The organism is Actinomyces urogenitalis, from assembly GCF_002861525.1.
Taxonomy (GTDB): Bacteria; Actinomycetota; Actinomycetes; order Actinomycetales; family Actinomycetaceae; genus Actinomyces; species Actinomyces urogenitalis.
The window spans coordinates 1-23408 of the sequence record NZ_PKHA01000002.1 but is presented as its reverse complement, the minus strand read 5'-3'; the positions used below and the strand labels follow the sequence as shown (position 1 = coordinate 23408).

Annotated in this window: 14 protein-coding genes and 1 pseudogene; 9 read left to right on the top strand and 6 right to left on the bottom strand. The window is 66.7% G+C overall.

Annotated elements, in window-relative coordinates; genetic code table 11:
- From CYJ26_RS02855 to CYJ26_RS02840, 4 genes are all read right to left on the bottom strand, one after another.
- Entirely contained in the window at positions 1–2496 is a 2496-nt protein-coding gene (locus CYJ26_RS02855) for a TIM-barrel domain-containing protein (protein ID WP_101637917.1), read from the bottom strand.
- A 2-nt stretch (positions 2497–2498) separates the two neighbouring features.
- Complete coding sequence (locus CYJ26_RS02850; RefSeq protein ID WP_101637916.1) at positions 2499–3320, bottom strand: carbohydrate ABC transporter permease; 822 nt, start codon at positions 3318–3320, stop codon at positions 2499–2501.
- Complete coding sequence (locus CYJ26_RS02845) at positions 3317–4243, bottom strand: carbohydrate ABC transporter permease (RefSeq protein ID WP_180950834.1); 927 nt, start codon at positions 4241–4243, stop codon at positions 3317–3319. The genes CYJ26_RS02850 and CYJ26_RS02845 overlap by 4 nt, the downstream gene beginning before the upstream one ends.
- A gap of 79 nt (positions 4244–4322) precedes the next feature.
- A complete protein-coding gene (locus CYJ26_RS02840) occupies positions 4323–5726 on the bottom strand; it encodes an ABC transporter substrate-binding protein (RefSeq protein ID WP_101637915.1) in 1404 nt (467 codons plus the stop codon).
- Positions 5727–5837: 111 nt separating this feature from the next.
- Between CYJ26_RS02840 and CYJ26_RS02835 the strand changes: the two genes are divergently transcribed.
- Positions 5838–6869 (top strand): LacI family DNA-binding transcriptional regulator, encoded by a 1032-nt coding sequence (locus CYJ26_RS02835; RefSeq protein WP_101637914.1) that lies wholly within the window; start codon positions 5838–5840, stop codon positions 6867–6869.
- Between the two features lie 102 nt (positions 6870–6971).
- Here CYJ26_RS02835 and CYJ26_RS02830 read toward each other — a convergent pair whose 3' ends face one another.
- Complete coding sequence (locus tag CYJ26_RS02830) at positions 6972–8123, bottom strand: ROK family protein (RefSeq protein WP_101637913.1); 1152 nt, start codon at positions 8121–8123, stop codon at positions 6972–6974.
- Between the two features lie 134 nt (positions 8124–8257).
- On the opposite strand from CYJ26_RS02830, the gene CYJ26_RS02825 reads away from it, so the two are divergent.
- The 4 genes from CYJ26_RS02825 to CYJ26_RS02810 are packed head-to-tail and all read left to right on the top strand — an operon-like array spanning position 8258 to position 13261.
- On the top strand, positions 8258–9520 hold the full coding sequence (locus tag CYJ26_RS02825; RefSeq protein WP_244901996.1) for an ABC transporter substrate-binding protein: 1263 nt from the start codon (positions 8258–8260) through the stop codon (positions 9518–9520).
- An 11-nt stretch (positions 9521–9531) separates the two neighbouring features.
- The gene (locus CYJ26_RS02820) at positions 9532–10467 is read left to right on the top strand and encodes a carbohydrate ABC transporter permease (RefSeq protein WP_024036931.1); all 936 of its coding nucleotides are present in this window, start codon (positions 9532–9534) and stop codon (positions 10465–10467) included.
- A 33-nt stretch (positions 10468–10500) separates the two neighbouring features.
- Complete coding sequence (locus CYJ26_RS02815; RefSeq protein WP_101637911.1) at positions 10501–11370, top strand: carbohydrate ABC transporter permease; 870 nt, start codon at positions 10501–10503, stop codon at positions 11368–11370.
- 34 nt (positions 11371–11404) lie between these two features.
- The gene (locus CYJ26_RS02810; protein ID WP_034236532.1) at positions 11405–13261 is read left to right on the top strand and encodes an alpha-glucosidase; all 1857 of its coding nucleotides are present in this window, start codon (positions 11405–11407) and stop codon (positions 13259–13261) included.
- A 739-nt stretch (positions 13262–14000) separates the two neighbouring features.
- On the opposite strand, the gene CYJ26_RS02805 is transcribed toward CYJ26_RS02810, so the two are convergent.
- Positions 14001–15362: a chloride channel protein gene (locus CYJ26_RS02805; RefSeq protein WP_391484532.1), complete on the bottom strand. Its 1362-nt coding sequence runs from the start codon at positions 15360–15362 to the stop codon at positions 14001–14003.
- Between the two features lie 1344 nt (positions 15363–16706).
- Here CYJ26_RS02805 and CYJ26_RS02795 point away from each other — a divergent pair.
- From CYJ26_RS02795 to CYJ26_RS10945, 4 genes and pseudogenes are all read left to right on the top strand, one after another.
- Entirely contained in the window at positions 16707–18440 is a 1734-nt protein-coding gene (locus CYJ26_RS02795) for an ABC transporter ATP-binding protein (RefSeq protein ID WP_006549193.1), read from the top strand.
- Entirely contained in the window at positions 18437–20608 is a 2172-nt protein-coding gene (locus tag CYJ26_RS02790) for an ABC transporter ATP-binding protein (RefSeq protein ID WP_101637910.1), read from the top strand. Before CYJ26_RS02795 ends, CYJ26_RS02790 begins: the two co-directional genes overlap by 4 nt.
- Before the next feature lie 139 nt (positions 20609–20747).
- Entirely contained in the window at positions 20748–22046 is a 1299-nt protein-coding gene (locus CYJ26_RS02785; RefSeq protein ID WP_101637909.1) for a hypothetical protein, read from the top strand.
- Between the two features lie 148 nt (positions 22047–22194).
- Positions 22195–23304, top strand: a pseudogene (locus tag CYJ26_RS10945) (glycoside hydrolase domain-containing protein); the annotation flags it as partial.
- Positions 23305–23408: the final 104 nt, after the last annotated feature.

Genomic DNA, 23408 nt, shown 5'->3' with positions numbered 1-23408 from the left:
TCAGGCGACCTCAGCAACCGCCGTGAGGATCTCCTCCGGCAGCCCCACGGCACGCAGGCCCGAGAGCAGGGCGCCTCCACGCGCCCCGCTGGTCACGATCTGCCAGGCGCGGTCCTTGACCTGGTACTCCAGCTCCGCCGGCTCCAGGATCGCGAAGACCTCGCCAGCCAGCGAGGCCGGCTCGGTGCGGACACCAGCAAGCTCGACGACGACGCCCTCGCCCGGCCGCACCGTGCCCACGTGCACGTCCAGGCCCCCGGCCAGCGTGAAGCCGTCGGCTTCGCGCTCGGTGACCTCCACGGGCCTGCCAGCCACGCTCGCGCTGACCTGGCCGCCCACGCTGAGCAGGTGGAGGGTGAGCTCGCGCTCTGCCGGGGCGACGGAGTCGGCCCCCTCCTGGGTGACCTCCAGGCGTGCGGTGGCGGCCTCCTCGTCCCAGGTGAGCGCGAAGCGGGTGCGCACCACGCCGTCCTGGCCAGGCTCGGCAGAGGCGTCGTCCTCCTCCAGGACGAACTCGCCGTCGGCCCCCGGCACCACGATGACGCCCAGGTGGCGCGGGTTCTGGCCGGCCGGCTCGCTCAGGTCCTCGGCCACGGTGACCAGGGAGCCCGCGCGGGCGAGCACCGGAATCTGGTCCAGGGTGCGTGACAGGCTCGTCATCGTCCCACCGGCGCCGGCCTCGTAGCGTCGGCCGGTCGGCAGGTCGAACCAGGTGCCCTCCGGCAGCCAGGCGCTCTCACGCGCCAGGTGCGTGGCGGCGTCGGCCTGGTGGACCACCGGCACGACCAGCAGGTCACCGAAGAGGAACTCGTTGCGTGAGACGTAGGCGCCCATCTCGCACGGGAAGTCGTGGTAGACCGGGCGCACCGGACCCACGCCCTGGGTGTGGGCCAGCCGGGCCCAGGTGTAGAGGTAGGGCACCAGCCGGTGACGCAGGCGCAGGTGCGCCTCCATGGTGGCGCGGGCGTCGCGGGAGTAGCGCCAGGGCTCCTTGGAGTTGAAGACCGAGTCTGTGGAGTGCAGGCGATTGATCGGTGAGAAGCAGCCCAGCTGGACCCAGCGGGCCATCATCTCCGAGTCCTTGACACCGAACATGTGGCCGCCGATGTCGTTGGACCACCAGTAGTAGCCGATGTTGGCGGCGGTAGCGGTGAACTCGGGCTGGAAGCGCAATGAGTCCCAGGTGGTGACGGTGTCCCCGGAGAAGCCGATCGGAGTGCGGTGACTAGAAGCGTCAGCAAAGCGCGAGAAGGTGATGGGACGGCGTCGGTAGGTCTCCGCTGTGCCGTCAGCGGTGGTGCGGGTGCGCTCGCGGCCGGAGTCGAGATAGTGGACGTGGTTGAGCATCCACAGAGGGTCCAGACCCGGGATGTCCGTGACGCCGCCCTGCTGCCAGTCCAGCCACCAGAAGTCCACGCCCTGGTCCTCCAGGGTGTGGTGGGCGTGGGTGAGGTAGGCGGCGGTGAAGTCCTTGTCCCCGATGTTGAAGGCGATCTCCTCCCCGCTGGCCGGGTCCAGGCCGAGCTGGCGGGCCATGGGCGCGTAGGCGTCCTCGTGACGGCGGATGCCGGCAGCCGGGTGCAGGTTGAGGGTGACCTCCATGCCGCGTGCGTGCAGCGCGTCGAGGAAGCGTTGGGGGTCGGGGAACAGGTCTGTGTTCCAGGTGTATCCGGTCCAGCCGTTGCCGATGGCCGGATCGATGTTCACCCAGTGCCAGTCCATGTCGATGACGGCAACGGAGAAAGGTAGCTGGTCGTGCTCGAAGCGGTCGAGCAGCGTGAGGTACTCCTCCTCAGAGTACTTGTGGTAACGGCTCCACCAGTTACCCAGCAGTGTGCGCGGTACGAGCGGGGTTGGGCCGGTCAGGCGGAAGAAGTCACGCAGAGCGGCGTGGTAGTCCTGCCCGTAGCCGAAGAGGTAGAGGTCCTCGTCCGCCGTCGAGCCGTCGATCGGGCTCGTGCCCGGACGCGGGCGCACCCACTGGTCCTCCTGGAGCAGGAGGGAGCCGGAGTCGTCGACGAGGGCGTAGCCGTGCATGGCCAGCAGGCCCGGGTTCAGGCGGGCGCGGCCGTTGACCTCGTCCAGGGTACGGCAGGTGCCGCCGAGGTTGGAGGGGAAGGTCTCCTCGGGGTCCCAGGTGTCCCCGTGGTGCCACGTGCCGCCGTGGAGGTTGAGGACGGCGGTGCGCAGGGTGACGCTGAGGCCGGAGCGGGAGAAGCCCCGGGAGGGCTGGTAGCTCAGGTGCAGGTACTCGGTGAGGATCTCGATCTTGTCCGTTCCTCGGATGACCTGGAAGTCGGGGACCGGGCCCAGGTCCCGGGAGACGACGAGCTGGGTAGCGGCATCGACGAACTGGCCGCTCGCGCTGTGCTCCATGCGGATGAGGCGGTCGGTGAGGACGGTGAACCGGGTGTCCTGACCAACCTGGACGATGGCCTCGGGACGTGCGGGTGCGAGGGCGAGCTCGGAAGAAGCGGAGGACAGGGGAGAGGTCATGATCAGCCCTTTACTGCTGCGGAGGCTGCGCCTGCGATAAAGCGCTTCTGGAAGATGAGGTAGACGACGAGCACAGGGATGACTGAGATGGTCGTGGCAGCGAACAGGCCACCGTAGTCGGTACCGTAGCGGCCGTTGAAGGTGGTCAGCCCCACCGCGAGCACCTGTTTCTTCTCACTGTCCATCATCAGATAGGGCCACAGGTAGTCCTCCCATGCCCACAGGAACTGGAAGATGGCCAGCGCCGAGATCGGGTTGCGGCTCATCGGCAGGACGATGCGGTGGAAGATGTAGATCTCGCTGGCGCCGTCGATTCGGGCGGCCTCCAGGACGGCGTCGGGAATGTCAGACATTGACTGGCGCAGCATGAAGATGCCAAAGCCGCTCATCGCCGCGGGGATGATCAGAGCCAGGTAATTGTCGCGCAGTCCCCAGGCCTCGAACATGGTGTAGCGGGGAATGATGGTCACTGCCCAGGGGATCATCATGGTGCCCAGGATGAAGCCGAAGATGGCATTGCGTCCGCGGAAGCGGTACTTGGCCAGGACATATCCGCACAGGCAGCTGGTATAGATGGTCAGCGCCGTGACAACGAGCGCGATGCCCAGTGAATTGGCGAAGAATCGGATGAAGTCGAACTTGTCCTGCAGGCTCAGGAAGTTGTCGAGGGTCCACTCTTGGGGGAGAAGGCTCTGATCCAGAGCGCGGATCTCGGAATTCGGCTTGAAAGCGGACAGCACCATCCAGATGAACGGGAAAACGGTCGTGATGCCAATGACGAGGAGAATGGCCTCGAGGACGATGGTCTGAAGACGCTTGCTCATGCTCGGCCTCCCGAACGACGTGCCGAGACCGTGAAGGACAGCGCGGTCAGTGCGGCGGTGATGACAAGAAGGACGAATGCGATCGCCGAGGCATAACCGAAGTCGTATTGCTGGAAGGCCTCGTCAAAGATGATGTAGGAGATGAGGTAGGTGGACTTACCTGGACCGCCCTGCGTCATGATGAGGATCTGGACGTAGGCCTGGACGTAGCTGATGAGCGAGGTGATGACCACGAAGATGGTCATGGGGCGTAGAAGCGGGTTAATGATGTGCCGGAAACGCTGCCAGGACGAAGCTCCGTCGACGCTGGCGGCCTCCAGCGCGTCCTCGGGCAGGGAGTGAAGGGCCGAGAGGAAGAGGATGACGGCGTAGCCGAAGTCCTTCCATACGGTCATGATCATGACCGCCGGCAGCGCCCAGGTGGAGTCATACAGCCAGTTCAGGTCGATGCCGAGTAGACTGTGGAACACGCCGATCTGCGGGTTGTACATCATCTTCCACACGTAGGCGATAGCCACCATGGGGGTGACAGTGGGCATGTAGAAGATGGCCCGGAAGAGGGTCTTGTGCCGCGTGACCTTGGACCAGATCGCGTAAGCCAGTGCGAGGCCGAGGACCACCCTGAGCGTGATGACCACGACTGAGAAGAACACGGTGTTGGTCAAGGACGTCCAGAAGGTGGCGTCGTGGACCAGCTCGGCGTAGTTCTCCATCCCGATGCACCGATAGGTCCCGTTGAGAGGGTTCCAGTGGTGGAAGGAGCCGAGGAAAGCCTTGATGATCGGGTAGACCAGCAGGACGGCGTTGAAGACGACGATCAGCGCGACGACGCTGCGCCTCAGCGTCCTCTCGCCCTTGTAAGCGCGGCGTGCCGAGCGCTTGGTGGCGGCGCGCGCCGGGGCTGTGGTGACATCAGTGGTCATGGGTGGTGGCGGCCGTGAGCGTGATGCTCACGGCCGCCGTTCCTCCTTCAGCACTCGCAGTGTGGTCCTCGCGGTGGTCTCAGCCCTTGGCCTCGTCGGCGTGGGCGTAGAGCTTCTCGACAGAGACGAACTCGGTCTTGGCGATGTCTGCGTCGATGGTCGTCTTCGCCGTGGTCAGGGCGGTCTTGGGGTCTGCTCCGTTGTACAGCGTGTCCGAGACGGCAATCTTCATGTTGTCCTCGACGGTGGCGGGCATCGGACCAGGCCAGACGTAGCGGTCGATCTCGCCTAGGGCGCTGGTGACCGGGTGCTCCTTGATCTTGGCGTTGTCTGCCAGCGCTACGGAGGCGGGGAAGAGGCTGTAGTTGAGGCAGAGCTCGGTCAGCTCTGTGTTGGCGGTGAGGAAGAACTTGAGGAAGTCCTGTGCTACCTCGCGGGCACCGTCGGGAGCGTTCTTGTTGATCCCGAAGGTTGACTCGCCGTTGTAGCGGTCGAAGGCGTAGGGGGTCTGCCCGGCAGCGTTCACCGGCGTCTGGAACGTGCCGAACTCGATCTCCGGGTAGTCCTTGGCCATCGTCCCGTACAGGTGGCCCCAGGAGTAGTGCATGGCTGACAGTCCCTGGCCGAAGGCCTCCTGGGCCACGGGGCCGAAGTCGGGGGAGCCGACCTTGTCGACCTCGTACAGGTCTCGGAAGTACTGGAAGTCCTTCTCAACGACGTCAGTATCGAGCTGGGCCTTCTTACCTGAGGCGTCGAAAAGGTTGTATCCCGACTGGTAGTGCTTGCCCAGCAGGATGAGGTAAAGGGAGTCATTGAAATTGAATCCGGCCTGGGTGAAGGAATCGCCGTCGCGGATGGTCAGCTTCTTGGCGACCTCGCGGAACTCGTCCCAGGTGGTGGGGATGTCTGCGTCGCTCAGTCCAGCCTCGCTCCACATCTTCTTGTTGTAGAAGATCAGGCCGGTCATGAGGCCGTAGTCAATGTAGTAGAGCTTGCCGTCAATGAGGTGTCCGTCGACGCCGACGAAGTCCTTAGACAGGGCCTCGACATCGACGTCGTAGGCCTCGCAGTAGGGCAGCAGATTGTCATGGTGGGAGTTGTGGATGTTGAAGATCGCCGGGCCGTCCTGACCCTGGAGGGCGAGAGGCAGCTTGGTCCAATAGTCGTCCCAGACCTGGTTGACGATATTGATCTGCACATTGGGGTGGATCTTCTGGTAGGCGTCGGCGAAGGCCTTGAACTTCGCGTCGCCGTCCCACAGCCACCAGTCCAGAGTGATGGGCTCGCCCTTGTTGACCAGGGTGTTGGGGTCGTAGGTGAAGTTCACTCCCTGAATATCCAGACCCTTGGCCGCTTGGGTGTCCTTAACTGTCGCGTCCTTGGACTTGCCGCCTGAGCAGGCGGCAAGCGTGGCGAGGATCGCCGTGCCAGTGGCGGCGGCCAGGAAATGGCGCCGGGTCAAGGCGGAGGGCTTGGTGGTCATAATGACTCCTTTGTCGGGACGGGCCGGTGTGAGGTATACCGGTAAACCAGGAATGAGATTATCCTTGTTGTACGCAGCTGTCAAGGGCAGTAGGAGAGGGGAGGGCAGCACATGGTTACGGCCAGGGAGGTGGCGCAGCGAGCCGGTGTGAGCACGATGACGGTCTCGAATGTCATCAACGGCAGGGACGGGAAGGTCTCCGAGGCGACGGTGGCGCGAGTGCGGGCGGCGATTGAGGAACTTGGCTACATCCCCAATGCTCAGGCTCGGTCCCTGGCTAGGGCTGAGTCGCGCGTGTTGGCACTGGTCTATCAAGCGGTGCCTCAGCATGCGGCGCTGGCTGCCCCATATGAGTCGCTCTTTGTTGGGGCTTGCGAGAAGGCTGCTCGTGCGGGGGGATACGTCTTGATGCTGTGCGGGACCTCCGATGCGCAGGAGATGGTGTCGCAACTGCGGGCGTGGCGTGTTGACGGTGCGATCGTCATGGCGACCACTCGCATTCGGCCGGTGGACTTCATGGAGAGAGCTGGTGTACCCAGTGTGTTCATTGATGTCTACGGTGACGGCCTGGCCGGCAGCTCCGTCAATATCGACGACCGTCAGGGGGCGAGGCTGGCGGGGGAGCAGATGGCGCGAGCGGGGCACCGCTGTGCGCTCTTCGTCGGTCCCAGTCCCAGTGACTCCGCCGTGGTGAGAGAGAGGTTGGAGGGATTCCGAGCCGGTTTCGGTCAAGGCGATGGCGCGGCTGGTACGGTCCGTTTTGGGATGGCGGATGTGACCTTCGAGGATGGTGTCGCCGTTGGGGTCAGGCTGGCCAACCAATTGCGTGAGTCTGGAGGGCGACAGGTGCCAACGGCGGTTTTCGCCTCAGGAGACATTCTGGCGATCGGAGTGATAGCCGGTCTGCGCAAGGGAGGGGTGCGGGTCCCTCAGGAGGTGTCGGTGGTCGGCTTCGATGGGATCGAAGCGGCAACCTACCTCGATCCTCCTCTGACGACGATCGCTCAGCCGGTGGAGGAGAAAGCAAGGCGGGCGGTGGCGCAGTTGGTGAGCCAGCTGCGTGGCGAGGGTGGGGTCGAGGACATTGTCCTGCCGGTCAGCTGGCGCGAAGGAGGCACGCTCGGGCCTGCGCGTGTGGACTAGATCGTGGGAAGACGGTGTGCCCTGCAATCAGCCATGTCGGTGTGGGCGCTATTGAAGTCCTTGTGAGGCTGCGTAGGCAGGGTGGGTGAGCGCGATCTCGCTTCAGAGCTCTCCTTGCACTCGCGCGCGCACGGCCAGTGCCGCGGCTCCTCGTGCCCAATCAGAGCGGTTGTGCTCGCGCACGATCACGGGGATCGGGGCGGCCGCGGCGTGACGTAGTTGTGCGATCCCGGTCATGACCTGCTCTTCGAACAGCGAGGCGATCGAGGCTCTCTCTCCGGCGACCACGATGACCTGCGGCAGGGTGAACGCGGCGCTCATGGCGATCAGGCGTCCGATTCTGCGTGCGAAGGCGGCGCAAAGGGTGACTGCATGCGGGTCGCCGTGACGTGCAAGACTCACGATGGAGGCGGCGTCTGTGGGTGGCAGTCCGAGCTTGAGCCACTCTGCTTCGAGTGCGCCGTCGGTCAGACAGTCCATCGCCGGGTGGGTGAGTGGGGGGTGTGAGTCGTCCGGGATAGGCATGAGGCCGGTGAGGCCGAGGTCGGCGTCGGCAGTGGAGATCGCGTCGTGGGAGATAGCGAGCCCATGTCCCACGCCGCCGCCGACTGTGACGAGCGTGAACCGATCGGCCTCGCGTCCTGCGCCGAACCATGCCTCCTGCTGGGTCATGGCTGCGACGTCATTGCCCACGGTCGTAGGCAGGCCGGTCTCAGCCTCGATCATGTCGGCAAGGTGGACGCCGTGCCACCCGAGGAAGACCGCCTGGTCGACGATGCGGCCGTCACGGCTCGTGCCACCGAGAGTGACGGCCAGGGCTGTTGGCTGAGCGCCCGTATGCTGGCTGCTCAGCTCGTTGACCGCGTCGCTCAGATGCGCCACGACGATCTTCGGACTGTGTGAGGGCAGGCTGCGGCGGGTCGTAGCCAGGACCTGTAAACGCAAGTCAGTGAGGACGGCAGTGAGGTCTTCGCCCGTGATCGTGACCCCGACCAGGGATTCCGCCTCGGCGCGGACCTCCAGGGGTGACTGAGGGCGGCCGGTGCCGGCGACCTGCTCGGTGGAGGTGGACAGTAGCCCAGCCTCAACCATAGGAGCGGTCAGGCGTGTGACTGATCCTGATGAGATGCCAACGATAGACATCAGTTCAGGGCGGGACAGGCACCCGTGGCTGAGCAGCGCCAGCGTGATGGCTCGTTGGGTGTCACTCAGGCTGCTCCAGGGGGATTGCTGAGGCGAGGTGAGTGGGGTCATGGCCTCATCATGCCTGAATGCAGGGGGTCTTGCGGTCATGTTTCTTTTGGGGCAAAATAATCAGAGGCGGCGACATCTCACCGGGTGTCCTTGTCCGCGCACAAGCTCAGCAACGATGCATGGAGGCTCTCGCCATGACGTACCTGTCCAGGCGTTCCTTTCTCGCTACTGCGGGGGTGGCTGCTGCGATCGGCGGATCGCTGTCCGGATGCTCGTCGAGTGATGATGGGGCGGTCCATCTCGAGCTCTTCCAGTTCAAGAGCGAAGCCATCAACCTTTTCTCTCAGATTTGCCAGGAGTTCAATGAGGCGAATCCTGGGATCGTTGTCACTCAGAACTTTCAGGCAGACAACATCACTTCGCTGCGTGCGCGTCTAGTTAAGGGTGATGTGCCGGATCTGATGACCATCAACGGGGACTACAGCTACGGTGCTCTAGCTCGGACGGGCGTCTTCTATGACTTCTCCTCCTCGTCCCTTCTCGACGGTCTCAATCCCTCGATGGCCTCCATCCTCAACACCCTGGGAACGGGTGGAGATGGGCAGACCAACGGTGTCGCCTTCGCGGACAACGGCTCGGGCATTATCTACAACAAGGACATCTTCGAGGGGGCGGGGGTCGAGCCTCCACGGACCTGGACTGAGCTGATCGAGGTGTGTGAGGAGCTCAAGGCCCAGGGGATCAATCCTTTCTACTGGGCGACCAAGGACAACTGGACTGGGGCTCCTGCTTTCTCCTCGCTGTCCGGATCCTTCCTCACCGATGGTGTGTCGGCCTGGTACCAGCGTCGCTGGATGATCGACGGCACGACCTCCTTCCGCGAGCTCACTCCCGTTTTCGAGAAGATGTGGCAGGTCTACCAGTACGGCAACGAGGACAAGGCGGCGCTGGGTTACAACGACGGCAACCAGGGGTTCGCCCAGGGCAAGGGGGCAATGTACTGGCACGGCACGTACGCCATCCCGGCCATCCGTTCCTACAACCCTGATATCAATCTCGGTACCTTCGCTACCCCGGCAGACGATGCGGCTGACACGAAGGTTGTGTCTGGTGTCGACGTGGCTCTCACCATGGGGAAGGATCCAGCCCACCCGGACGAGTGCATGCGCTTCTTTGACTACCTCATGAGCCAGGAGAACATGAGCGCCTATTGCTCCGAGCAGACCGCCTACCCGACCCTGACCACGCTCAAGGCCGACGATCCGGCGCTCGAAGGACTACAGCCCTACTTCGATAACGAGCGGCTGGCAACCTATTCCGACCACAACTTCCCGCCGGCCATCACACTCAATGCTTACCTCCAGCAGTACCTCTTCAACGGGAACCTGGACCAGCTCATCGCGACCCTGGACATGCAGTGGGACAAGGTCGTCAAACGCATCAACGAGACGGCGTGAGGAGACCGCTCATGACACCCCGCACCACTGTCCTGGCCAGGTCCCAGGACGCCAGTACCGTCCCCGCCCGCCGGCCAGCCAATCGGCCTAAGCCGATCGATCGCGCCTTCGTGTGGATGATCCTGCCTGCAGCCGTCGTCTTCACGGTGCTGCTCACGATCCCGCTACTGACCGGTTTCTTTTACACCTTCACCAACTACCAGGGCTATGGCGACTGGCACTTCGTGGGGTTGACGAACTATAAGAACCTCTTCGCTGATGACATTATCTGGGGCTCATACTTCTTTACCTTTAAGTATGCGATCGTTGCCTCCCTGCTGACCAATGTCATCGCTCTAGGCCTGGCGCTCATCCTGAATTCCAGGCTAAAGGCCCGGAGCTTCTTCCGGGGCATCTTCTTTGTCCCCTACGTCCTGCCGGTGCTGGTGGTCTCCTACATCTTCAGCTACCTGTTCACCAACAACCTTCCTCAGATTGGTCAGGCTCTAGGCTGGCAGTGGCTGTCGACCTCCCTGCTGGCCAATGAGGATCTGGCGTGGCTGGCTATCGTGGTGGTGGGCGTGTGGCAGGCAGTTGCCTACAACACGATCATCTACCTCGCCGGGCTCCAGACGGTTCCGGAGGAGATCTACGAGGCTTCGGCGCTTGATGGCGCTGGTCCGGCGCGGCGCCTGTGGTCCATGACCTTGCCGCTGATCATCCCGTACCTCGGTATCAACATGGTCCTGTCCTTTAAGGGGTTCCTTGGGGTATTCGACCAGATTGTGGCGCTGACGTCCGGAGGACCTGGAACCGCCACCCAGTCCATCTCCTACCTCATCTTCAAGAACGGTTTCCAGGGCGGGGAGTACGCCTACCAGACGGCTAACGGCATCATCTATTTCCTGATCGTGGTGCTGTTGTCCTTCGCTCAGCTCCGGTTCACCCAGAGCCAGGAAAGGGTCTGATCGACGATGACTACTACTGCCACTTCTGTTGTCGTGCCTGATTCCCATGCGGACGCGGGCGAGCGGCCGCGTCGTCGCCGCCAGACCTTCGGTGGGACTAACTGGTGGACCACCGCCGCGGCGATCGTGCTGAGCCTGACTATCCTCGTCCCTCTGTACTTCACCGTGGTCACGGCCTTTAAGACCCCCGAGGAACTGGCCGCCAGCGGCTGGGGGCTGCCGAGGTCGTGGAGCCTGGACAACTTCTCCACGGCCTGGGAGATGACCTCCTACCCGCGCAGGCTGCTGACCTCTGCGATTATCACCGTAGGTGCCACCGTCTTCACCATCCTGACCAATTCCATGGTGGCCTACGCGCTGGGACGCAATATGCACCGCCGGTGGGTCAAGTGCCTCTACTACTACTTCGTAGCGGCACTGTTTGTACCCTTCCCGATTATCATGCTGCCGGTGGTCAAGGAGACCGCATTGCTGCAACTCGACAACGAGGCGGGACTCATCCTGCTCTACGTGGTCTACGGTCTAGCCTTCAACATCCTCATGTACACCTCCTTCATCAAGTCGATCCCGGAGGAGCTGGAGGAGGCGGCAGCAATTGACGGGGCCTCACGTTGGAAGATTTTCTGGTCGGTCATCTTCCCACTGCTGTCGCCGATGAACGCGACGGTCGGGATCCTCACCTGCCTGTGGGCGTGGAATGACTTTCTGCTTCCCTTGGTCATCCTCACCGACCAATCTAAGGCAACACTGCCCCTAGCCCAGTATGTCTTCCAGGGGCAGTTCAACACGAACTACCCCGTGTCCTTCGCTTCCTACCTCATGGCAATCGCGCCGATGTTCCTCGTTTATGTCTTCGCTCAGCGCTGGGTCGTCTCCGGCGTCATGCGCGGCTCGCAGAAGTAGCAACGATCCCTACCTTCCTCAACTAGGAGAACGCATGTCCTTTCCTCACCTGATCGTCACCTCCCGGCACGTCGGCGAGGATGCCGACTGGTGGCGCCGGGCGGTCGTCTACCAGATCTACCCTCGTTCCTTCCAGGACTCCAACGGCGACGGCCTGGGGGACATCCCGGGCATCATCTCGCGCCTGGACTACCTGGACTCCCTGGGCGTGGACGTGGTGTGGCTCAGCCCCATCTACCGTTCTCCGCAGGATGACAACGGCTACGACATCTCCGACTACCAGGACATCGATCCGATGTTCGGGACCCTGGAGGACTTCGACGCCCTGGTCGCCGGGCTCCACGAGCGAGGCATGCGCCTGGTGATGGACCTCGTGGTCAACCACACCAGTGACGAGCACCCGTGGTTCGAGGCCTCCCGCAGCGCCAAGGACAGCCCCAAGCGCGACTGGTACATCTGGCGCCCGGCACGTGAGGTTGAGGGCAAGGCGCCGGGCGAGCCTGGCACCGAGCCTACCAACTGGGGGTCGGCCTTCTCTGGCCCGGCCTGGCAGTGGGACGAGAAGACGGAAGAGTTCTACCTCCACCTCTTCTCCATCAAGCAGCCGGACCTCAACTGGGAGAACGACGCGGTCCGTCATGCCGTCTACGACATGATGAGCTGGTGGCTGGACCGCGGGGTGGATGGCTTCCGCATGGACGTCATCTCCCTGATCTCCAAGACCTACCCGCTCACCGACTCTCCGCAGGCGGCCGGCTCCCCCTACGGTGACGGCTTCATCGCCACCGCCAACGGCCCGCGCGTGCACGAGTTCCTTCATGAGATGAATCAGACGGTCTTCGCACCGCGCCACCGCCACATCATCACCGTCGGCGAGACCGCGGGCGTGACCCTGGAGGAGGCGCAGCGCTACACGAATCTCGATAGCCCCGAGCTGGACATGGTCTTCCAGTTCGAGCACGTGAGCCTGGACGCCGGCCCCGGTGGCAAGTTCGACCCTCAGCCGCTGCCTGTCGCGGCGCTCAAGGCTAACCTGGCTCGGTGGCAGGAGGGCCTGGCTCCTGTGACCGACGAGGCTGGCGTCATCACCGCCGAGCGCGGCTGGAACTCTTCCTTCTGGGACAACCATGACCAGCCTCGCGCCGTCTCTCGCTTCGGTGACGACGACCCGGCCTTCCGCGTCAACAGCGCCAAGACGCTGGCCTCCATCCTGCACATGCACCGCGGCACGCCCTACATCTACCAGGGCGAGGAGCTGGGGCAGACCAACACGGTCTTCCGCGGCATCGAGGACTACCGGGACCTGGAGTCGATCAATTACTTCCACGAGCGCCTCGGTCTGGGCGACGACGCTGCCAAGGTCCTGGCCGGCCTGGCTCCGGTCTCGCGTGACAACGCCCGTACCCCGGTCCAGTGGGACGACGGTGAGTGCGCCGGCTTCACCACCGGCACGCCGTGGATCGACGTCACCCCGAACTACGTTGAGATCAACGCTGCCGCTCAGGTAGGTGCCAGTGGCAGCATTTTCGAGCACTACCGCGCCCTGGTGGGCGAGCGCCACCGCTGCCGCACTCTGGCGCTGGGCACCTTCCGGCTACTGGACGCAGACAGTGCGGACAGCTGGGTCATCCTGCGTGAGTACGTCGCTGACGACGGTGCCCGTGAGCAGCTGCTGCTTCTGGCCTCCGTCGCGCGTGAGGGCCTGGAGCTCGGGGCTGGATCGGCGTTGCGTGAGCGCCTGGCTGGTGAGGGCGTGGACCTGGAGGGGTGGAAGGACGCCGAGCGCGTTCTCCTGGCGTCGCTGCCGGCCGAGCAGGCGGCGGCCTCGGGGCATGGTGCGCCGCAGCGCCTGGAGGGCTGGGACTCGGTGATCCTGCGCCGCCGCGGCTGAGCTGTCTGAGGCCGCCTCTTCTTCTGTGAGTGTGCAGGTGTGTGGGTGAGTGTGCATCCTGCGGGTGCACTACCGTCCGCGCACCTGCACACTCGCGTTTGGGGGGGGCGGCAAGGCCGGGTGACAGCGGAACCTGCTCTCCGACCGCCCGCCTGAGCCTCCACCGACCACTCATGCCCCCACCGACCACCTGTATGCCGACCGACCACTTGTTGCTCGCCCGACCGCGGCATTCGCGTGAATCTGGTGGTCGGAAGCCAAACACACGGTCGGTGGAGGCTTGAGTGGTCGGTTGAGCGTTTTTGTGGTCGGCCGCGGGACCCGATTGCGGTCTTCCACCGCCTGTGCTGACCACCTGCGCCGCGACGGACCACGCGTGTTGCGACCGACCACCGGTGCCACCGCCGACCGCCCGTGGTACGCCCACTCATGCCGCCACCGACCGCCTATGTGCCGACCGACCACCAGTGTTCGGCCAAGCCCCGGCCACCCCGGCCACGACTGACCACCTATGTGCCCACCGACCACTTGTTGCTCGCCCGACCGCGGCATTCGCGTGAACCTGGTGGTCGGAGCAGCAACAGGCGGTCGGTCAGCGTTTTGGCGGTCGGCCGAGGGACTCGTGTACGGTGCTTGAGGTGGTCGCCGAGAGATTCATGGCCAGCGCCTGAGGGGGGGCTGGTCGGCACCCGAGCTGGCGCCCGAGTGGTTGGCTGGGCTCCGGGCTCCGAGCCCTGCGTCAACGCCGAGCTGTCTGACGTCGTGCCCAGGCTCGTTCGGCCTCACCTGCCGCAAGGCAGCCGACGACGAGCACGCCCAGCGTCCACACCGGCCCCTGCGCCAGCTCCCAGACGAACACGGCAGCAAACCACGGAGCACGCTGCGTCACCGCGAGCGTGACCCCCGCTCCCACCAGCGCCATCGCCGGCACGCTCACGGTCACTCCCGCAAACATCAGACCCAGGGCCACCGCCGCTCCGACGCTCGCCCCCAGGCTGAAGGAGGGAGCGAGCAGCCCGCCAGTCGCGCCTGCCCCGAGCGTGGCGGCGGTGAGCACCGGCTTGAGGATGACCACCCCGACCAGGGAGAGCACCGCCGTCGTTGTCACGGGTGAGGAGACGGCTGCCTGAAACGCGTCCTTGCCGTTACCCGGCAGGACCGTGAGCCACAGCGAGGCCAGGCCCGTCAGCGTCCCGGCCCCGGCGATCGCCAGCGGCAGGCTCCAGCCGTCGGGCAGCCGGTGACGTCGCGCCCACGCCCACAGCGCCCGCGCGGCCACCCCAGCCAGACCGGCAGCGACGACCACGAGCAGGCTCGCAGCCAGGGTCGGCCAGGTCAGAGTCGAGGCCGGCATCGCGATCGAGGCCTCGGCGTGGGAGTGCAGCCAGGACACGCAGGTGGCTAGGACGCTGACTGGCGCGGCCAGTGCCAGCCCGCGGCGGCGGGTGCCGGCCAGCATCATGATCTCGACGGCGTAGGCGGCCCCGCCGAGCGGCGCGTTGTACATCGCGGCCAGCCCAGCGCCGGCGGCCGAGGCAGCAAGCAGCGCCATCCACTGAGGCTCCAGCCCGAGCCAGCGCGCTAGTCGGACGGCGACGGCGCCCGCGGCCAGTCTCGGAGCGCCCTCACGGCCCACGGAGTTGCCTCCGCCCACGGTGAGGACCTGGACGACGGCGTCGCCGAAGGGGCGCAGGAGGCCGATGCGCTGGGAGGCCGGTTGAGCAGGGTTGGTTTGCGGGGGTGAAGTTGGCGGGGGCGTAGCCGATGCAGGGGTGGTCGGTGTGGGCGAGGTCGGCGTGGAGGTGGGCCCCTGCGCGGGCTCGGCGGCGTGCGTGGAGGCAGCTGGCGTCGCGGGCGTGGCCGGTGTGACGGGTGCGGGTGGGCCCACGGGGCGCGGGGCGCCGGCCTCGGCGACGACTGCCTCGACGCTGACCACTGCGCCGGTTGCTCGCTGCCACCACCACAGGGCTCCGGCCACCAGGCCTGCGGCGGCGGGGGCGGCGACGCGTCGCCAGGCAGGTGCGGCGGCCACGCGCTCGGGCAGCGTGCCGTGGGCGACGCCGTAGAAGAGCCACTCGAAGGCTTCGAGGAGATACGCCATCGCGATGCCGATGAAACCCGCGGCCAGGCCGGCGAGCACTGCCGCCAGGACCAGGCGGGCAGTGGGGTGGGGTCTGTGTGCGGAGGAGGCCCGGCCGGGGAACGGGCGGTCGGCGGCGTTGGCAGAAGGGGCAGGCATCGCGCACGACGATAGCGGGCGGCGCCATCAAGTGGTTGGCGCAGATCGTCGCTGGGGCATGAGTGGTCGCACCACGGGCGGTCGGCGGTGGCGCCGGTGGTCGGTGGGGCATGAGCGGTTGGCGGTGGCGCAGGTGGTCGGTGCAGGCGGGGGAAGACCCGGAATTGAGGCCCGTGGCCGACCACGAGAACGCTCACCGACCACCAAAACGCTGACCGACCGCGTGTTGCTCCTTCGACCACCAGATTCACGCGAATGCCGTGGTCGGGTGAGCAACAAATGGTCGTCTCGCACATAAGTGGTCGGTGGAGAACGGTATGGACGTGACTTGGCCGAATAACGGTGGTCGGTGGGGCATGAGCGGTTGGCGGTGGCGCAGGTGGTCGGTGCAGGCGGGGGAAGACCCGGAATTGAGGCCCGTGGCCGACCACGAAAACGCTCACCGACCACTAGATCCTCGACCGACCGTGTGTTTGGCCTCCGACCACCAGATTCACGCGAATGCCGTGGTCGGGTGAGCAACAAATGGTCGTCTCGCACATAAGTGGTCGGTCGTGGCCTGGGTGGGCGGGGCCGCGCCGGATAACGGTGGTCGGGCGAGCAACAAGTGGTCGGTCGGCAGATAGGTGGTCGGTCGTGGCCTGGGTGGGCGGGGCCGCGCCGGATAACGGTGGTCGGCGGTGGCGCAGGTGGGCGGATGGAACATGCGTGATCGGCGGAGGCTGGCTCGGTCGGCTCGGTCGGCTCGGTCGGCTCGGTCGGCTCGGTCGGCTCGGTCGGCTCGGTCGGCTTGGTTGACGGGCGTGGCCCCGGGCGTGTGCTGGCTGAAAGGCGCTGTTGCCCCTGTGGGCATCACCCTCACCCTCACGTGACGTCGTGGCCGATGTCGCACGGCTCGTGCATTCCATGACGACGTGTCATCACGGTAACCTGGCCGTTTACCAGGGACGGCTGTGGGTGACGCACACCGGTTGTCTCCCAGGGGCGCGCCACGTGGCCGGCTTGCCGGCGTGCCTGTCCTGGGATCTCCTCCCTCGTCACCGCCTCGGCACGGTGTTGCCTCGCCTCAACGCTGCCTCGGCACCACACTACCGCGGCGCCATGCTGGCTCAGCGGTCTGAGTGGGCTCAGCCGTCTGAGCTGCCTCAGTTGTTTCCGTTGTCTGTCTTGTCTCTGTTTGTCAGTTCTGGATCCACGGAAGGACCCATGCTCCTGTCACTGTTGCGCAGATATCTGCGCCCGTATCGAGCCCTCCTGCTCGGCGTCCTCTTCCTGGAGGCCGCCCAGGTGATGGCCTCGCTGTACCTGCCCAACCTCAACGCCGACATCATCGACACCGGCGTCGCCCAGGGCGACACCGCCTACATCTGGCGCACCGGCGCCTTCATGCTCCTGGTCTCCGTCATCCAGGGCACCTGCGCGATCGGCGGCACCTGGTGCGCCGCCAAGGCCGCGATGTCCATGGGCCGCGACCTGCGCAGCCAGCTCTTCCGCCGGGTCGGTGACTTCTCCGAGCAGGAGGTTTCCCACTTCGGTGCCGGCTCCCTCATCACCCGCACCACCAACGACGTCCAGCAGGTCCAGACCCTGGTCCTCATGGGCTGCACCATGCTGGTGACCGCCCCGATGTACGCCGTGGGCGGCGTGGTCATGGCGGTCTCCCACGCGCCCAGCCTGTCCTGGCTCATCGCCGTGGCCGTGCCCGTGCTGCTGGTCATCGTGGGCGTGACCGTGGCCAAGATGGTCCCGCTCTTCCGCGTCTACCAGGACAAGCTCGACGCCATCAACCGCACCATGCGCGAGCAGCTGACCGGCATCCGCGTCATCCGCGCTTTCGTGCGCGAGGACGCCGAGACCGAGCGCTTCCGTGACGCCAACGCGGACATCACCCGCGTGGGGGAGAAGGTCGGTCAGCTCTTCGTCTTCCTCTTCCCCATCACCATGCTCGTGCTTGACGCGACGATGGTGGGCGTCATCTGGTTCGGCGGTCACCAGGTCGGCGACGGCCGGGTGGAGGTCGGCACCCTGGTGGCCTTCATGACCTACCTCATGCAGATCCTCATGGGCATCGTCATGGCCTCCTTCATGACCATCATGATCCCGCGCGCCACGGTGTGTGCCGAGCGCATCAGCGAGGTGCTGGCCACCGACCCCTCGATCGAGGTTGCCGACGACGCCACCGCCGCCTTCCCGGCCCCCGGCGCCCTGGAGATGCGCGAGGTCTCCTTTACCTTCCCGGGCGCTGACGCTGCCGTGCTGGAGGACATCACCTTTAGCGCCGAGCCCGGCCAGACCGTGGCCGTGGTCGGCTCGACAGGCTCGGGCAAGACCACGCTGCTCAACCTCGTGGCCCGTCTCATTGAACCCACCCGCGGCCAGGTGCTCGTGGGCGGCGTGGACGTCATGAAGGCCGAGCCCGAGGCCCTGTGGTCCCAGATCGGCCTGGTCCCCCAAAAGCCCTTCCTCTTCGCCGGCACAGTGGCCTCCAACCTGCGGCTGGGCCGCGAGCACGCCACTGACGAGGAGCTGTGGCAGGCTCTGGAGATCGCTCAGGCGGCGGACTTCGTCAGGCAGATGGACGGTCACCTCCAGGCCCCGATCGCCCAGGGCGGCACCAACGTCTCGGGCGGACAGCGCCAGCGCCTGTCCATCGCTCGCGCGATCGTGCGCCGTCCGGCGCTCCTGCTGCTGGACGACTCCTTCTCCGCTCTGGACGTGGCCACCGACGCCCGCCTGCGCGCGGCGCTCGCCCCGGCCACCGCGCAGGTGACCAAGCTCGTGGTCGCCCAGCGCGTGTCCACCGTGATCGACGCCGATCTCATCCTCGTCCTGGACGAGGGCCGTCTGGTGGGCGCCGGCCGCCACGACGAGCTCGTCGCCTCCAGCGAGACCTACTGCGAGATCGTTACCTCCCAGCTTGGAAGCGAGGCCGCAGCATGAGTACGAAGAACCCTCAGTCCGCGGCGGACGTTCCCCAGGAGCCGCAGGTGAGGACGGCGGACGGCGAGCTGGCAGCCTCAGGCGAGGCTGCGTCGTCGGCCCCCGAGGCGACGACGGCGAAGCCCGCCTCCGCCCTGGAGGTCACCGAGGAGGACCAGGCCCTGGCGGCTGCGGCCCTGGCCGGAGCCTCCTCCGACGACTGGAGCGCTGGCCCGCCCCCGGGCAAGGCCACCGCCTTCTGGCCCTCCTTCAAGCGCATGATCGGCCTGCTGCTGCCCTACAAGGGGCACCTGGCAATCGCCGCGGTGGCCTCAGTGTCCTCGGTGGTCATGGCCGTGGCGGCGCCCAAGGTGCTGGGCCGGGCCACGAACCTCGTCTTCGAGGGCGCGATCAGCTCGCGCCTGCCGGAGAACCTGACCAAGCAGCAGGTTGTGGACGGCATGGTGGCTGCGGGCCAGGACAAGATGGCCCAGATGGTCGAGGCGATGAACCTCGTGCCCGGAGCCGGGATCGACTTCGAGGCTCTGTCCCGTGTGCTGCTTGCGGTCCTGGCCCTCTACGTGCTGTCCGCGCTGGCGGGCTGGCTGGAGGGCTGGGTCCTCAACCGCGTCATGGTGCGGGCCATGTTCGGTCTGCGCGCGCAGGTGGAGGACAAGATCCACCGCCTGCCGCTGTCCTACTTTGACAAGGTGCAGCGCGGTGAGCTGCTCAGCCGCGTCACCAATGACATTGACAACGTCACCAACACCCTCCAGCAGTCGCTGTCCAGCGCGGTGACCTCGGTGCTCACCGTGATCGGCGTGCTGGCGATGATGCTGTCAGTGTCCTGGAAGCTGACGCTGGTGGCCCTCATCATCCTGCCGCTCATGGGCGTGCTCTTTGGCATCATCGGGCCGCGCTCGCAGAAGGCCTTCACCCTGCAGTGGGCGCGCACGGGCAGGCTCAACGCGCGCGTGGAGGAGTCCTTCTCCGGGCACGCCCTGGTGCGTACCTACGGGCGGACCGAGGGCTCGCGCGCTGACTTTGATGCGGAGAACGAGGAGCTCTTCGCGGCGGGTCTGCGGGCGCAGTTCCTGTCCGGCATCATGATGCCGATCATGCAGGTGGTGGGAAACCTGGGGTACGTGGCCATCACGGTGGTCGGTGGGCTCATGGTCTCGGGCGGCTCGCTGCGCCTGGGAGACGTGCAGGCCTTCATCCAGTACTCCCAGCAGTTCTCCCAGCCACTGGCTCAGCTCGGTGGCATGGCCACGGCCGTGCAGTCCGGGACGGCCAGCGCCGAGCGGATCTTCGAGCTGCTCGACGCCGAGGAGGAGCGGGCGGACGAGGCCGGCGCCGAGGCGCTCGCGCCGGTGGGACCTGGTGCGGCCGCGGCCGGCGCCGGGGCCGGTGCTGCGGCTGGTACCGGTGTGGCCGGCGCCGGGGTCATCGAGATGGAGCACGTGCGCTTCTCCTACGACCCCGACTCCGAGCTCATCACGGACCTGTCCCTCAAGGTCGAGCCCGGCCAGACGGTGGCGATCGTCGGCCCCACGGGCGCGGGCAAGACCACCCTGGTCAACCTGCTCATGCGCTTCTACGAGATCGACGGCGGTCGGATCACCCTGGACGGGGTGGACATCTCCGCCATGCGGCGCCGGGACGTGCGTGCGCGCACGGGCATGGTGCTGCAGGACCCGTGGCTGTTCGCCGGCACGATCCGGGAGAACATCCGCTACGGGCGCCCGGGCGCCAGCGACGAGCAGGTCGAGGCCGCCGCCCGCGCCTGCTACGTGGACCACATCATCCGGGCCCTGCCCGAGGGGTATGACACGGTCCTGGACGAGGACGCCGCGAACGTCTCGGCCGGTGAGCGCCAGCTGCTCACGATCGCCCGCGCCTTCATCGCCGACCCGGCCGTCCTCATCCTGGACGAGGCGACCAGCTCGGTGGACACGCGCACCGAGCTGCTGGTCCAGCACGCGATGGCGGCGCTGCGCCAGGGGCGTACGAGCTTCGTCATCGCCCACCGCCTGTCCACGATCCGTGACGCGGACACGATCCTGGTCATGGAGCACGGGGACATCGTGGAGCAGGGCAGCCACGAGGAGCTGCTGGAGCGTCGGGGCGCCTACTGGGCGCTCTACCAGAGCCAGTTCGCCGGCGCCGCGGAGGGCACCGCGGCCTGACGCACGCTCCTCAGACCTGCGCGCCCAGCGCGTGCTGCGGGCCCCCGGTACCTCGGTGCCGGGGGCCCGCAGCATGAGCGGGTAGGGAGGTACAGGAGGGGCACGTATGATTCCCGGGCCCAGTCAGCAGGAGGCGACGATGCACCCACAGGACGTCCCGGCCACGCAGGCGATCCGTGTCCGGCCCGACGCCGGCCCCACCCAGCCACCAAGCTCCACCCCGAGGACCGGGTTGTTTGAGGGGCAGGTGTGGCGCTATGAGCTGTCGGCCCGGGGCGGGCTGGCGCTGGGCGTCCTCGGCCTTGACCTCGAGCCCGCCCAGACGGGTGAGGTCCTGGAGCTCGCCGTCTACCCCGAGATGGCGCTGGATGACGACGGCGTCCCGGACCGTGCCTCCACCCGCCTGGGGCTGGTCGAGCGCGGCCGGCCTGGCACCGTCCTGCTCGATCAGGAGGGGCACGACCTCACCGTGCCGGCGCGCGACCTCGCCGCGCACCTGGCGGCCACGGCGTTGGTGCCCGAGCAGTGGAACCTGTGGCGGGTGGACCTGGCGGCCCTGGCCGGCCGCGACCTGGGCGGCCTGGCGCTGGTCTCTCAGGCGGACCACGGCACGGGCTGGCTCCAGCTGCGCCGTCGGCTCCTGCCCCAGGGCGACGACGGCGCAGCCGGCCTGGTGGACCTGGTGGACACCCGCCGTGGGAGCCACTCGGGGGTCGGCTTCTCGCGCGGCAACACCTTCCCGGCCACCTGCGTGCCGCACGGCATGAGCTTCCTGACCCCGCTCACTGACGCCCGGACCCTGGGCTGGCTCTATCGCTGGCACGGTGACCCCCGCCCCCGCCTGCAGGGCGTGGCGCTGTCCCACCAGCCGAGTCCCTGGATCGGCGAGCGCGGGGCGTTGCAGGTCATGCCCTTTGCCGGCGAGCCCGTGCTGGACCCGGAGCAGCGCGCCCTGGGTTTCTCCCACGACGACGAGGTCGCCCACCCTGACTACTACGCCGTCGCCCTGGACGGCGGTATCCGCGTGGAGATGACGCCGACCTCCCGCACGGCAGCGCTGCGTGTCCACCTGCCTGCTGACGGCGGGATCACGCTGGACCAGCCAGCCCACGGGGAGCTTCGGCTCAGCAGGGGGCTCGCAGGCGCCCGGCCGAGCAGCGCCACCGACGCCGTCGGCGGTGCTGAGTCCGGTAGCGGTGGTGAGTCCGGTAGCGGCACTGGGGCCGGTCAGAGTGGTGACGCCGCGTCCGTGCTGTGCTTCGAGGGCTGGGCCGGCGGCAACGAAGGACTGCCCTCCCAGCCGGCGCCGGTGCGTGTCTTCGTCGTCGGGCAGGTTGAGGGCGCCGTCGGGTGGCTCCCGGCGCGCGAGGCCGACGGCAGCGCCCGCCCCAGGCCGCCGACGTGCTCCTGCCCGCCGGCACCCACGAGATCCGCCTAGCCACCTCCTTCATCTCCTGCGAGCAGGCCTGGCACAACCTGGAGCTGGAGAGCCAGGGCCTGAGCTTTGAGGAGCTGAGGGCGGCTGCGCGTGAGCAGTGGGAGGCTGAGCTCGCGCGGCTAGAGGTCCCGGTGCCTCGCCGGCCCGCCGTGCCACCGCCTACGCGAGCCTGTACCGGCTCCTGTGCTATCCCAACGAGCACCACGAGAACCGGGGCAGCGCCGTCGCCCCGCAGATCGTCCACGCCAGCCCCTGCCTGCCGCTGGAGCGCGAGCACACCAGCTCCCGGACTGGTTGCGCGGTGCGTGAGGGGACCATGTACGTCAACAACGGCTACTGGGACACCTACCGCACCTGTTGGCCGGCCTTCAACCTCCTGCTGCCGGAGAGCTCAGGGCAGATGCTCCAGGGCCTGCTCCAGCTCTACCGCGACGGCGGCTGGATGGGGCGCTGGAGCGCGCCGGGCTTCGTCAACTGCATGGTGGGCACGAGCTCGGACGTCATGTTCGCCGACGCTGCCGCCCACGGGGTTGAGCTGGACGAGGGGACGGCGTACCGCTCCGGCCTGCGCAATGTCCTGACCCCGCCGGACAGCGAGGTAGTGGGGCGTGCGGGCCAGGGTCGGTTCCGCTTCCGCGACTGGGTGGACACCTCGGTGCCCGAGGGCCTGTCCTGGTGCCTGGAGGGGGCGATCAATGACGCCGGCCTGGCCCGCTGGGCGGCGCGGCGCGCCCGTACCTGAGCCGTCCCGGTGGCCGCCTGCGATCTGCGCGCCGAGGCCTACTACCTGCGCAACCGTGCCCTGGTGTGGCGCAACCTGTTCCAGCAGGCCTCGGGCTTCCTTGTGGGACGGGATGAGGCCGGGACCTGGGAGGCTGAGCCGGGTGAGCTGGACCCGCGCGTGTGGGGCGGGAGCTACACCGAGACCAATGCCTGGGGCATGGCCTTCTCCGCGGTCCACGACGCCGACTACCTCGCTGCCGTCCACGGCGGCCCGCGTGGCCTGGGCGAGTGTCTGGACCGCTACTTCGCCGAGCCGGAGAAGGCGGCCCCCGAGCTGAGTAGGACCTACGGGGAGGTCATCCACGAGATGGTCGAGGCCCGCGCGATTGGTATGGGGCAGCTGGGCCTGTCCAACCAGCCGGCCCACCACGTGCCCTTCATGTACCTCTTCTCTGACCGCCCCGAGCGCACGAGCGAGGTCCTCCACGAGTGCGTCGACAGGCTCTTTGACGGCTCTTCACGAACGAGGGTGTAGTCGGTTGAGCGCGTCGGTGGCCGGGTAGGGGTCGAGGTCTCCCGGATGATGGAAGTTCTTCACGCTCGCCATCCCGAAAGACCTCGACGTGCTCCACCCTACTT

What these genes read in the sequence shown, in the direction of transcription:
- CYJ26_RS02795 (WP_006549193.1), top strand. Translation starts at nt 16,707, where the DNA reads ATGCTCCTGTCACTGTTGCGCAGATATCTGCGCCCGTATCGAGCCCTC.
- CYJ26_RS02810 (WP_034236532.1), top strand. Translation starts at nt 11,405, where the DNA reads ATGTCCTTTCCTCACCTGATCGTCACCTCCCGGCACGTCGGCGAGGAT.
- CYJ26_RS02840 (WP_101637915.1), bottom strand. Translation starts at nt 5,726, where the DNA reads ATGACCACCAAGCCCTCCGCCTTGACCCGGCGCCATTTCCTGGCCGCC.
- CYJ26_RS02820 (WP_024036931.1), top strand. Translation starts at nt 9,532, where the DNA reads ATGACACCCCGCACCACTGTCCTGGCCAGGTCCCAGGACGCCAGTACC.
- CYJ26_RS02830 (WP_101637913.1), bottom strand. Translation starts at nt 8,123, where the DNA reads ATGACCCCACTCACCTCGCCTCAGCAATCCCCCTGGAGCAGCCTGAGT.
- CYJ26_RS02855 (WP_101637917.1), bottom strand. Translation starts at nt 2,496, where the DNA reads ATGACCTCTCCCCTGTCCTCCGCTTCTTCCGAGCTCGCCCTCGCACCC.
- CYJ26_RS02790 (WP_101637910.1), top strand. Translation starts at nt 18,437, where the DNA reads ATGAGTACGAAGAACCCTCAGTCCGCGGCGGACGTTCCCCAGGAGCCG.
- CYJ26_RS02785 (WP_101637909.1), top strand. Translation starts at nt 20,748, where the DNA reads ATGCACCCACAGGACGTCCCGGCCACGCAGGCGATCCGTGTCCGGCCC.
- CYJ26_RS02850 (WP_101637916.1), bottom strand. Translation starts at nt 3,320, where the DNA reads ATGAGCAAGCGTCTTCAGACCATCGTCCTCGAGGCCATTCTCCTCGTC.
- CYJ26_RS02805 (WP_391484532.1), bottom strand. Translation starts at nt 15,362, where the DNA reads ATGGCGTATCTCCTCGAAGCCTTCGAGTGGCTCTTCTACGGCGTCGCC.
- CYJ26_RS02835 (WP_101637914.1), top strand. Translation starts at nt 5,838, where the DNA reads ATGGTTACGGCCAGGGAGGTGGCGCAGCGAGCCGGTGTGAGCACGATG.
- CYJ26_RS02845 (WP_180950834.1), bottom strand. Translation starts at nt 4,243, where the DNA reads ATGACCACTGATGTCACCACAGCCCCGGCGCGCGCCGCCACCAAGCGC.
- CYJ26_RS02825 (WP_244901996.1), top strand. Translation starts at nt 8,258, where the DNA reads ATGACGTACCTGTCCAGGCGTTCCTTTCTCGCTACTGCGGGGGTGGCT.